The following is an 11629-nucleotide window of genomic DNA, read 5'->3' as shown; positions in this document are numbered from 1 at the left end:
ACTGATTGCTCAGACTACATTACCATCAACTCGAAACGACACACCTTCTCCACCGTGAAGATGGGGCTCGAAGCCGAATACCCCATCTGATTCCGACAATAGCAGAACTTTGCTTGCCGTCACGCGGCGACGCTTGCTTTCCGTTTCGGCAGCTTGGCTGGCGGCACAAATGGCGAGTGCAGAGGCGACGCTCTCCAGCGACGGCGACATAAGAGGCGACAGCGATCCGTTGCTCGTTCTGTGGCGGCAATGGATGACCGCGCAGGCCGAAGCTGAGAGGCTTTGCGAGCTTCAGCAGCGGCTGGAGAGCAGGATGGTCTCGGAAATTGGCTTTCCCCGTGTCGTGGTTACTGGCGGGGACCGTGAGGCTCCGGTGTCGGCCTTCTCGGTGGACGAAATCGATGCGCTTTTCGGTGACGGACCGGAACGGGCAGGCGCACGCGCGCAGGCGAGGGCGGCTCTTGCTGAACAGCAGAGCAAGTGGGACGCCTTGGATGAGAGGCTGGGGTACAGCCGCGCAAAGCATGCCGAGAGGAGCGCAGTTGCCGCTCGGGACGAGCGCGCGCATGCGCTGTGGGACGAGCCGGCACGGTCGCGCGCAGGTGTCGCGGCCAAGCTCCACGCGCTCCTCTGCATGGGCAGGGAAGACTGTCCCGACGACGAGTTCCCCTGGCCGCAGATGAGCGCCATTCTCCGGGATATCGTCGCGGGCACTGACGACATGTGGCATGAATTGTGAGGCGGTTATCGCGGCGCTGCCGCTGGCGACAACGTGAACGCTCATGTCGGAACGCGTGTTTCAGCAAATTCGCGTCGCCCCGCACTTGGCCCCGGCGGTTGCGTCGACTCATCTGGCTCTTAGCGGCAGGTTCGCGCCCTCTTTTCAGCCATCGAGCCTCGTTCATTCGCCATCCAGAAGCAGACGCCAACTCCCTCACCCCCGTTGCCTAATGACGATGGTCCTTGTCTCACGGGCGCAGCAGCGGATGATCCTGTCCACCATGCTCGCAGCCTGGGTCGCGATCTCAGGTACGCCAGTGAGCTCGCCAAATGCAGAGCGAGCGGGAGGGCCCGCTACGAAAAGGCCGGTGTTCGGAGTGCCGTCCACGGCAATCGTCCGACCTGCGTTGTCGCAGACAAGCCCCAGGCCCAGCGGATCCGATTGAAGGAAACCGTCCCGGTGCAGCGCAAGCAGCAATCGCTGGTGGGAACAGTAGTCGCGGAAATCGGGTCCTGTCGCGAGCAGAATGTAGGTGCCGCGGTGTTCGGTCGTGCCATTGCGCGTCGTGACCCTTGCCACCAGATCTTGCCCGTCTCGCTGTACGGACGCCAGATTGCCGAGGAGGATGTCCACGCGTCCGGTAGCAAGGCCCTCTGCCAGCACGGTCGAGACCTGTGGGGGCATGCGATAGCGGTGGACTTCGTACCAGCGGCGCAGGCGGCGGAGAAATTTGCCCCGCTCGCCCGGCGGCAGGTGCTGCCAGAGGAACTGGGAATGCTGTCGCAGGGCATCGTATACGGATTGCCACGGAATGCCTTGCGCTTCGGCTTCCGCGATCGTCGCGCGGACCCTTGCCAGTATCCGCCTGGCTGAGGTCAGGGTTTCGTCCTGAAACTCGCCATAGGGACCGAAGCCCCCGCCGGCATGGGGTCTCGGCAGCAGGCCCGAACGAGACAGAAGGGACACCCGGCCGCGATGGTTGCGAGCGCGGAGGCGTGCCAGTGCGTCAAGCGCTGTCAAGCCGGAGCCGACTACCAGGATGTCGCTTTCGGGGTCGATATCGCCGAAGGCGTCCGGTGCAAGAGCGTCTCTGATTTGCCTCGCGGCGCGCACGTCCAGATTGGCGAGAGCCGGCGGCCTCGATGCTGCCGGATGACCCGTCGCGAGGATCAGCACATCGGCCATGACAACCGCCCCCTCCGCGCCTGTCACGCGCCACTGTTCGTTGATGCGGGAGACAGACTGCGCAGCCTCGCGGACGTGCCGGACTACCCCGTTTTCGATCAAGGAGGAGATCTGCGTCTGCATGAATCGCCCAAAGTCGCGGCGGCGTGCGAACACGCCCTCCGATGTGATCGCCTCCGGGTCCACCAACAGGGTGCCGCTCGCCTGCAGCCAGTCCGGAAACGCCGAGGGAGAGCCGGGAACGGCGCGCATCCGATGGGCTGCGACGTTGAGGCGGACGTCGAGATCGGCCGCGTCGTAGGCAAGGCCGGCGCCGAGGTGCTCTCGGGGCTCGAAGACCGTGATCTCTTCGATGTGTCCGAAGCCTCTCTCGGCGAAAAGCTTCGCGACGGTCGCCCCGGTGTAGCCGCCTCCGATGACGACGACCCGCGAGCCTGAAGGGCTGACAGGGCCTTTCAACGGTGGAGACGAAATCCTGATCTTCAACATGGCAGTCCTCCTTCCGGCAGACGTTCGGAGATGCTGAACATATTTTCTATAAAATATATGGAAAATAAAAACGCTTGTCTACGGGGTGGGTTCCGCGGCTGCTATCTCTTGCTCAAATCAGCACGAACGGAGCCAGGACATGAGCACCTTCATCGCGACAGAGTTTTCCGAGCCGCGGCTCCACCCCGTTTTGGACCGGCCCGCAGACGCGCGGGGCCTGAAAGAGGCGCTCAGATCCCTGGGTGGCGGCGTCAGCGTCGTTACCGCAGGTGAAGGCGACCTGCGGTCGGGAGCGACCGTTACCTCCGCAACGGCCCTCTCCGTCGATCCGCCGCGAATGCTGGTGTCTCTCAACAGGTCGTCCTCCACATGGCCGGTGGTCGACAGGTTCCGTCACTTCGCCGTCAACGTCGTCGGCGACGACCACCGGGATATCGCGAACCGTTTTGCCGGCGTCGGTGGAGTTCGGGGAGCCGAACGTTACCAGGGGGCGGAGTGGACGAGACTTGCCAGCGGCGCTCCGGTGCTGGAAACTGCCGTCGCCGCCCTCGACTGCGAGGTTGAGGAAGCGATCGAAAGACACAGCCACGTAATCGTCATCGGCAGGGTCCTTGCGATCCGGCTGGGTCGGGGAAGTTCCCTGCTCTACCAGAACGGCCGATACCATTCTCTCACTTGACGGTGCCGGTCGGCTTCCGAAGAGGTTCTGAACGATGACATCAGCTGCCGATCGATTGCGTCCCGTTCCCGCAGCGCTCTCGACGGAGAGCGAGGTCATCGCGGCGCTCGATGCGATCATTCATGGCCCATGTTCCGACGTTCGGGCAACGACGGCTACCCTGATTACATCGGGACTCCTGGCTGTTTCCATTCCGGCAGCGTTCGGCGGCGCCGACATCTCCAATGCCGTCGTTGCCGACGCGGTCAGCCGGCTGTCGGCCTGGCACGAGAAGACGGCGGATCTGTTGGTTCAGCATCTGATTGCACTGGAGCTCCTGCGCACGAGCGGCACGACCGAGCAGCGCAAGGCGGTCTATAGCCGCGTCGTCCTCGGCGACGTGTTTGAACGTCTTTCTCAGGCGGGAGACCATCCCCTGCCGCGCCTCGATCGATCCGGATTGTCTTTCGCGATCGAGCCCTTCTCTGCCACCGACGCGGCGCGAGCCGCGGCCTGGCAAGTGCTGGTTGCGCGGGCCGCCGGGATCGGTGATGTTGCGGCAATCGTCGCGGCCGACGCGCGGCACGATCCCGAACGGACCCGTTCGAACAGGATGTCTGTTTCCCCGGACAATGTTCTGGAGCTCGGGCCGGAGGCACCTCGGCTTGCCGCGCTCATGCAGGCCTTTCTTCATGGCGCGAGCTGTCGCGGGAAATGTGACCCGGGTCATCTGGAAGGCATGAACGGGGACGCCGGCGCGGCATCTGCCGTCGAATACGAGCTCCTGGACGCGATCGTTCTGAAGACTGCATCCGTCATCGACGGCATTCAGGTCGATCTGCGACCTGTTTCCGAAACGCACATCGATCGGCTCTTTCACGCGTTGACGACGGCCTGCGCCCGTTGCTCAGGCGAGATCACTCGCCGGCAATAAGATCTCCGACGGAATTCTCTCGGGCGGCGAACTGCGACAACGTCATGTTGTCGAGGATAGAGGCGATGGCGTCCCGGACCTGCGTCATCGAGATGCGGACCTGACATGCTGCCGGATCCCGGCAGTCGTCGCAGGCTTCGAACGCGGTCCGGCTGGCGCAGCGAATCGGTGCGAGCGGCCCGTCGAGGGCCCGGATGACCTGCCCGATCATGATTTCGTCGGCGGGCTTCGACAGGGCGTATCCCCCGTTCGGCCCCTTCTTCGAACGCAGGAACCCGTTGTTGCGCAGTTCCAGAAGGATCGTATCGAGAAACTTCTTCGGAATGTTGTTGCGTGCGGCGATGTCGGTCACGAACGCCGTCTGCCCCGGCTCGAGACCCGCGAGGTCGACCAGTGCCTTCAGACCATACTTGCCTTTGTTGGTGAGCATTTCCGGAACCCGGCCGATGGCCATCGCGAGTGACTTTCTGCCAAATTACATAGTTTTTCTGAACTAAGCGTTCAAGCGTGTTTCCTCGCCTGTCGCTGGCGAGGAACCGCCTTTCGTGGCCCCGCAGCAGGCTTGTTCTCCTTGTTCGCGCCCGCCGGAAATCAATTCGCCGTTTGCGGGAATCTTCGCAATTCTATTTCTCTATATAAATTATAGAAAATATAGGCTGACTTCATTCGATCCAACCGACAGTGAGGACCAGCCATGACACGCAAAATCAGACTTGGAGCATTCCTGCCCGGAGGCGGCCAGCACATCGCATCCTGGCGGCATCCCGATCAGCCGGCGGACGGGGCCGTCAGTCTCGAGTTCCACAAGCAGCTGGCGTTGACGGCGGAACGTGGCCTCTTCGACGCCTACTTCCTGGCGGACGGCCTGGCTGTCGGCTTTGGCGGCGCGCGTGAGGGCGGCAATGCGCGGGTGGCCGGCTTCGAGCCGGTGACCCTCTTTGCGGCACTCGCACCCTTCACCACGCATCTTGGCTTCATCGCGACCGCGTCGACGACCTACGAGGAACCCTACAAAACCGCCCGCAAGTTCGCCTCGCTCGATCTGATCTCCGGTGGGCGCGCGGGCTGGAATGTCGTCACGACGACCGGCGATGCAACCGCGCAGAACTTCAATCGCGACACCCAGCTGCCACATGCCGAGCGTTACAAGCGCGCCGTCGAGCACGTCGAGGTGGTGAAGAAGCTATGGGACAGCTTCGAGGACGACGCCTTCATTCGCAACAAGGAGACAGGTGTCTTCTTCGATCCCGCCAAGCTTCACGATGCGGATCACAAGGGCGAGCACTTCAGGGTCAAGGGTCCGCTGAACGTCTCTCGCTCGCGCCAGGGACACCCGGTCATCGTCCAGGCCGGTCAATCCGAGGACGGACGCGGTCTTGCCGCCGCGACGGCCGAGGTGATCTTTACCGCGCACCAGCACATCGAAACGGCGCAAGAGTTCTACCGCGACATCAAGAGCCGTGCACGCGGCCTCGGCCGCAATCCGGACCATGTCCTCATCATGCCCGGCGTATCACCGTTCGTCGGGCGGACCGAGGCGGAAGCACGCGAGAAGTACGACCGGTTGACCTCGCTTATTCTCGAAGAGGACGGCGTCGGGTTGCTGAACGGCCTGACCGGCGGCACGCTCGATCTGCACGGATACGATCTCGACGGTCCTCTGCCGCCGGCGCCGCCGACGGAGGGCTTGAAAAGCCGGCAGGCGCTGATCCGCCAGATCGCCGACGAGAACAATTTCTCGATCCGCCAGCTCTATCAATGGGTCGCCTCGGCACGCGGCCACTTCACCGTCGTCGGGACCGCCGTACAGATCGCAGACACGCTGCAGGAGTGGTTCGAGAACGAAGCTGCCGACGGCTTCAACATCCTGCCGCCGTGGCTGCCGACCGGGCTCGACGACTTCGTCGATCTGGTGATCCCGGAGTTGCAGCGCCGCGGGCTGTTCCGCACCGCTTACGAGGGCCGCACGCTCCGCGAAAACCTCGGCCTTCCATTCCCCGTCAACCGTTGGGCCGGGGCCGGCTCGGTCGTTCAGGCCGCAGAGTGAGGGGGTCTTCATGTCCTACGAAGATGTCGATCGGGGCCGGGCCTATGGCCTCGGCCTCTCCGGGGCGGAAAACCGGGCGCCGCGCTGGCTGACACAGACGGCAACGGCCGTCGCGCCAATCCTCTCCCGCTACGGGCTCATCATCGGCTTTCTGGTCGCCTGGCAGGTGTCCGCCAAGCTCGGCTGGGTGAACCCCTCGGTATTTCCGCCTCTGGACCAGATCATCGCAGCTCTGTGGAAGGGCATTTCCACGGGTGCGCTGGTCGACGACATCGCGATCAGCCTGCAGCGGTCGGGAATCGCCTTCGTCGCGGCGGTCGGGTTCGGCATTCCGCTCGGTCTCTTCATGGGGCAGATACGCGCCGTCGAGCAGGCACTCGACCCGCTGCTGCAGTTCTTTCGCCAGACCTCGGCGCTCGCCCTCTATCCGGTGTTCATCCTGCTGCTCGGTCTCGGCGAGACGTCGAAGGTGTTCGTGATCTTCTGGGCCACCCTCTTCCCGATCCTGTTGTCGACGATCGGCGGTGTGAAGGAAGTGGATACCAGGCTGATCGAGATGGCGCGCACCTATGGCGCCGGCTCGCTTGCGATCTTTCGGAGGGTCGTTCTGCCGGCCTCCGTGCCCGCGATCTTCGTCGGACTGCGGCTTTCGGCAACCACCGCCCTGCTGCTCCTGATCGCGGCGGAAATGATCGGCGCAAACAAGGGCATCGGCTTCCAGGTGATGAACGCCCAGTACAATTTCCAGATCCCGCTGATGTTCGCGGCGATCCTGCTTCTGGCACTCCTCGGCCTCGCGGCCAATGCCGCTCTCGTCCTTCTCCAGCGGCGGCTCTGCCGCTGGGCCTGAACGTGGGCGTCGAAACGCGGCCTCCACACGACACCATTTCCATAAAGGATACGTCCCATGACCCTGCATTCCCGCAGACTCTTCCTTTCGGTCGCCTTGGCAATCGGCTTTTCCGGCTCCGCCTCTGCCGCCGAAGAGGTCAAGCTCCGCTATCTCGCCAGCCAGGGCGGGCTGTCGGCCCATGAACTTGCCGCCGAACTCGGCTATTTCGAAGGGTCCGGCATCACGGTCGAAAATGTCGGTTACGCCACGGGCGGTCCGGCGTCCCTGATCGCGCTCGCCTCGGGCGACGTCGAGATCGGCGGTGCCGCAACGTCTGCCGTGCTGAATTCGATCATCGGCGGAAACGACTTCGTCGCCGCCTATCCGTCGAACGGCATCAACGACGAGGTCCAGTCGATCTTCTACGTCCTCGAGGACAGTCCGATCAGGGAGATCAAGGATATCGCCGGCAAGAGCATTGCCGTGAATACGCTCGGGGCACATCTCGACTACACGATCCGGGAAGCACTCCATTCCGTCGGCCTGCCCTCCGATGCTGCCAACCAGATCGTCGTTCCCGGGCCGCAGCTCGAGCAGGTCCTGCGCTCGGGTCAGGTCGATGTATCCGCCTTCGGCTATTGGCAGACCACTTTCGAAGGGGCCGCGCGGCAGAACGGCGGCCTGCGTGCGATCTTCGACGATACCGACGTGCTCGGTGACATCGCCGGCGGTTTCGTCGTGCTGCGCCGCGATTTCATCGAAAAGCATCCGGGGGCCGCCAGGGTCTTCGTCGAGCAGTCGCAGCGCGCACTGGATTACGCCCGTGAGCATCCGGAGGAAACCAGAACGATCTTCGCCAAAGCGCTCGCCGAACGCGGGGAAAATCCCGACATCGCCCGGTATTTCCGGGGCTATGGGGTGCGTCCGGGCGGCAAGGCGGTGGGGCGTGATCTCCAGTTCTGGATCGACGTCCTGGTGCGCGAAGGCAAGCTGAAGGAAGGGCAACTGTCCGCCGAAGACATCCTCTACACCGCCGATACGGCGAGCAACTGAGGAACTGGCCATGGCTGTCGCAAACGCCATCCGCGGAGAGGTGACGGTCCGTCGCCTCTCCAAGAGCTTCACCCTCGACGGCCGGCCTCTGCCGGTCCTCAAGGACCTGAACCTCACCATCCGCTCCGGTGAGAGCCTGGCGATCGTCGGCGCCAGCGGCTCCGGCAAGACGACGCTTCTGCGGATCCTCGCGGGCCTCGAAGAGGCAGACGCCGGCGACGTATTGATCGACGGCAGGCGAGTTCGGGGCGTCGGTGCCGAACGGGCCGTCATTTTCCAGGAGCCGAGGCTGCTGCCCTGGCTCGCGGTGATCGACAATATCGGCTTCGGTCTGGAGACGAAGGGCCTGTCCCGGCAGGAGGCCCGGGCTGTCGCTCAGAGATACGTCGATCTCGTCGGCCTGAAGGGCTTTGAGAGAGCCTTGCCACGGCAGCTGTCAGGCGGAATGGCGCAGCGCGTCGGGATCGCCCGGGCGCTCGCCGTCCGGCCGGAAATCCTCCTTCTCGACGAACCTCTGGGCGCACTCGACGCGATGACCAAGATCGGCATGCAGCAGGAACTGGCACGGATATGGAGGGACGAGGATGTGACCACGGTGCTGGTCACCCACGACCTCGAAGAGGCGATCTTCCTCGCCGACCGCATCCTGATCCTGCCCCGCGAAAAGGGCGCCGAGCCCCGGCTGATCGACATCGACCTCCCCCGTCCACGCGATCGCAGCGCAGCCGGCTTCGTGCGCCAGCGCGAAGAACTGCTCGGGCTGTTCGGATTGCACTGAGAGAGCTGCTGCGCGAGGGCGAGGCGGTGAAACGGCCGCGGTGTGAAGAAGCGGAACCGTTGATGACTACGCCTTTCCCTGTCGGGTCGATCATGCCAACCATCTCAGCCCCCGCCAATATGTTGGATTGGTCGATGAGTGGGTGACAGCAATCGGGCTACGCCGCGAAGACTACGGCACTCACTCGCTCCGACGCACAAAGGCAGGGATGATCTACAAAGCGACCGGCAACCTATGGGCCATCCAAATCCTGCTTGGGCATACCAGGACCGAGAACACGGTCAGGTATCTCGGCGTCGATATCGAAGATGGAGTTAGCGGAGCGTACCGAAGTCTGATTTTGCGCGGCCCCGCTGCCGGGGGCAAGCCCCATTGTGAAGTGAGCACGTCCCTATTACGCTCGGACTGGGCGTTGGCTCGGATGTCAGCTTTCTCTCTGGTATCGACAATAGCAGACGGTCCGCATCCGGCCCCAACTCCGCCTCGGCCAGTCCCGCATCCTACAAGTCTTCTCCGCATCCGCTTGCCGGTTCTACGACGCACGGGGAACTCGCCCTTTCCACGGATACTTCGACGGTCTTTGATGGTCGGCACGAGGCAAGTGCGGGTGCGGCATGGACCGGGAAGAGGATCGAGCGGAAAGGGACAAGACGCCCGCAAACCACAATGCGGACCCGGACCATGAGGACAAAACGGTCCCGCCCTCTTCTGTTGAAGCTGTTTCATCCGTCGAGAGACTCGATCACCTCGTATTCGACATTGCCCGCCTGATCGGCCGCCAAATGGCACGCGATGATTATGAACGCCGAGCTCCGGTCAGCGACAACTGTGATCCAAGTGTAGACGATGACTGACGCGAGAGCGATCCAAACTGTCGGATCACGCAGCAGACGCCTTGCACCGTCGTCCCGTTTGCGACTAGGATTCCCCTTGAGGCAGAAACGCAACTGCCTTGGGGCGTCGAAACCTCTGTGTTCGGTTGGTGTTGGCCGTTACAACACCACACTCCTTGACCTTTATGGTCGGGGAGCCTGTGGCGTATGCAACAGGTTCACCCGAACCAAAGGCCACAGGGCCGTAACACACGGTTTCGAACTCCCCGATCACCAGGGGTCAATGAGCATGGACGCGGGGGCGAACCGCGAATGCTCCCAGGAAGCCGATCGAACAACACGAGGACAGACAGGCCCGTTCCCTTATCCGATCAGCATCCGCGATCCCTTGCCATTGCAACAAGGGGAAACCGTCATGTCGGACACACAGCAGGCATCGAGTTGCAGTTTCTACACCTATGTCTATGGCGACGACCTCACGAGGACCAGCCGCCGCTTCTATGACACGCAGGATACGGCGCGGCGGGATATCGTGACCTTTCGCAGGGAGTTGCTTGCCGAGAAGGGCCGCTATGATCCGCTGCCGGACATGAAGATCGTCCGCATGGAGACGGTGCCGGTGACGCCGCAGGCGCTCGCCTCACTCTTCAACGACCTCGACGGCCGGTTGGGTGACTTCATCCGCTTGCGGGAAGTGGTCGAGGTGATCACCGAGCCGCAGGTCGGGGCAGGGCAGGGCGATTCCGTCGCCTGCGGCGTCGGAGCCGACTGAGGCCTTTGCCTCGTTCCACTGACGTCGGCCAGAACAAAGCCGTCCCCTCAAGGGCATGCCGCTGAGGTGGTGGCGCGTCCCGCGCCCGTCTCGCACGCAAATGCAGCGCGTTGCTGGATGCCCATGAACGCTGAAGACGAGACTCAACAAGGAGACATGCCGATGACTCGTGCTGCCCTCTACGCCCGCTATTCCTCAGATAACCAGAGAGAGGCCTCGATAGAGGACCAATTGCGATTGTGCCGTGAGCGCGTTCTGAGGGAAGGATGGGACTTCGCCGAAACATATTCGGATGCCGCGGTCTCCGGAGCGAGCATGCTCCTCCGCCCGGGCATCAGACAGCTTGTTACTGACGCCCAATCTGGACAGTTCGAGGTCGTCGTCGCGGAGGCGCTCGACCGACTGTCCAGGGATCAGGAAGACATAGCGGGCTTGTTCAAACGACTGCGGTTCGCCGGTGTGACAATCGTGACGTTGAGCGAGGGACAAATCGATGAGCTGCATGTCGGGCTGAAGGGCACGATGAACGCGCTCTTTCTCCGAGATCTGGCTGCAAAAATACGCCGTGGCCAGATCGGCCGCGTGACGAAAGGCTTTTCCGCCGGTGGCTTGTCATACGGCTACCGCGTGGTGCGCAAATTCGACGAGCGGGGCGAACCGATCAGGGGGCTTCGCGAGATCGATCCCGAACAGGCGGAGGTGGTGCGCCGGATATTTAGTGAGTTCGCGTCGGGGCGTTCCGGTCGCACGATTGCTGCCGCACTCAACCGCGATGGAATTCCGTCGCCTTTCGGCGGCGAGTGGGCCGCCTCGACCATCAACGGGAATCTGAAGCGCCGCAGTGGAATGCTCTACAACGAAGCCTACGTCGGATTGCTGGTGTTCAATCGTCTTCAAATGATGAAGGATCCGGATACCGGCAAGAGGATTTCGCGGCCCAATCCTCCAGATCAGTGGCAGGTCGTCGACGCGCCGCAGTTGCGCATCATCGCCGACGATGTCTGGGACGCGGTACAGCTTCGGAAGAGGGCGTATGGTGGAACGCGCGTCCATGAGCGCAGACGCCCCAAAAGGATATTCTCCGGGCTGATCAGGTGCGGATGTTGCGGAGCGGCTTACACCGTCAAGTTTCAGGATCGGTTGTCTTGTGCAGCTCATCGCGAGAAAGGAACGTGCGATAACAATCGCACCATTCGCATGCCGGACCTGGAGCAGCGTGTTCTCGGGGGGATAAAGCGCCGATTGCTGGCGCCGGAGGCGATCGCGGAGTTCCTGAGCGAATACCAGGCGGAGCAGAAGCGGTTAAATGCCGGCGCTGATCGCGAGC

General features: G+C 62.9%; 11 protein-coding genes and 1 pseudogene. 10 read left to right on the top strand and 2 right to left on the bottom strand.

Annotated elements, in window-relative coordinates; all coding sequences use genetic code 11:
• Positions 1-169: 169 nt before the first annotated feature.
• Positions 170-739 carry a hypothetical protein gene (locus NHF53_RS14400; RefSeq protein ID WP_252834743.1) on the top strand — a complete coding sequence of 190 codons (570 nt, stop codon included), beginning with the start codon at positions 170-172 and terminating at the stop codon, positions 737-739.
• 195 nt (positions 740-934) lie between these two features.
• Here NHF53_RS14400 and NHF53_RS14395 read toward each other — a convergent pair whose 3' ends face one another.
• Positions 935-2395: an FAD/NAD(P)-binding protein gene (locus NHF53_RS14395; RefSeq protein WP_252834742.1), complete on the bottom strand. Its 1461-nt coding sequence runs from the start codon at positions 2393-2395 to the stop codon at positions 935-937.
• A 139-nt stretch (positions 2396-2534) separates the two neighbouring features.
• Between NHF53_RS14395 and NHF53_RS14390 the strand changes: the two genes are divergently transcribed.
• Both NHF53_RS14390 and NHF53_RS14385 read left to right on the top strand, forming a co-directional pair.
• Complete coding sequence (locus NHF53_RS14390; RefSeq protein WP_252834741.1) at positions 2535-3074, top strand: flavin reductase family protein; 540 nt, start codon at positions 2535-2537, stop codon at positions 3072-3074.
• A 34-nt stretch (positions 3075-3108) separates the two neighbouring features.
• Positions 3109-3987 carry a hypothetical protein gene (locus NHF53_RS14385; RefSeq protein ID WP_252834740.1) on the top strand — a complete coding sequence of 293 codons (879 nt, stop codon included), beginning with the start codon at positions 3109-3111 and terminating at the stop codon, positions 3985-3987.
• Here the strand turns inward: NHF53_RS14385 and NHF53_RS14380 are convergent.
• Positions 3971-4417 (bottom strand): Rrf2 family transcriptional regulator, encoded by a 447-nt coding sequence (locus NHF53_RS14380; RefSeq protein ID WP_252834982.1) that lies wholly within the window; start codon positions 4415-4417, stop codon positions 3971-3973. The two genes, NHF53_RS14385 and NHF53_RS14380, sit on opposite strands and share 17 nt — an antisense overlap.
• A 264-nt stretch (positions 4418-4681) precedes the next feature.
• Here NHF53_RS14380 and NHF53_RS14375 point away from each other — a divergent pair, with 264 nt between their 5' ends.
• The 7 genes and pseudogenes from NHF53_RS14375 to NHF53_RS14345 form a co-directional block, all read left to right on the top strand.
• Complete coding sequence (locus tag NHF53_RS14375; protein ID WP_252834739.1) at positions 4682-6034, top strand: LLM class flavin-dependent oxidoreductase; 1353 nt, start codon at positions 4682-4684, stop codon at positions 6032-6034.
• A 10-nt stretch (positions 6035-6044) separates the two neighbouring features.
• Positions 6045-6884, top strand: a complete 840-nt coding sequence (locus NHF53_RS14370; protein ID WP_252834738.1) for an ABC transporter permease — start codon at positions 6045-6047, stop codon at positions 6882-6884.
• 57 nt (positions 6885-6941) lie between these two features.
• Positions 6942-7919, top strand: a complete 978-nt coding sequence (locus NHF53_RS14365; protein ID WP_252834737.1) for an ABC transporter substrate-binding protein — start codon at positions 6942-6944, stop codon at positions 7917-7919.
• A 10-nt stretch (positions 7920-7929) separates the two neighbouring features.
• Positions 7930-8697: an ABC transporter ATP-binding protein gene (locus NHF53_RS14360; protein WP_252834736.1), complete on the top strand. Its 768-nt coding sequence runs from the start codon at positions 7930-7932 to the stop codon at positions 8695-8697.
• Positions 8698-8743: 46 nt separating this feature from the next.
• A pseudogene (locus NHF53_RS14355) lies at positions 8744-9016 on the top strand (tyrosine-type recombinase/integrase); the annotation flags it as partial.
• A gap of 929 nt (positions 9017-9945) precedes the next feature.
• Entirely contained in the window at positions 9946-10302 is a 357-nt protein-coding gene (locus NHF53_RS14350; protein ID WP_252834735.1) for a hypothetical protein, read from the top strand.
• 162 nt (positions 10303-10464) lie between these two features.
• A partial coding sequence (locus NHF53_RS14345) for a recombinase family protein (protein ID WP_252834734.1) occupies positions 10465-11629 on the top strand: 1165 nt, incomplete at its 3' end.

The organism is Ciceribacter sp. RN22 (assembly GCF_024054295.1).
Taxonomy (GTDB): Bacteria; Pseudomonadota; Alphaproteobacteria; order Rhizobiales; family Rhizobiaceae; genus Allorhizobium; species Allorhizobium lividum.
The sequence above is the reverse complement of the archived record's forward strand: the minus strand, read 5'-3'. Positions and strand labels throughout refer to the sequence as shown.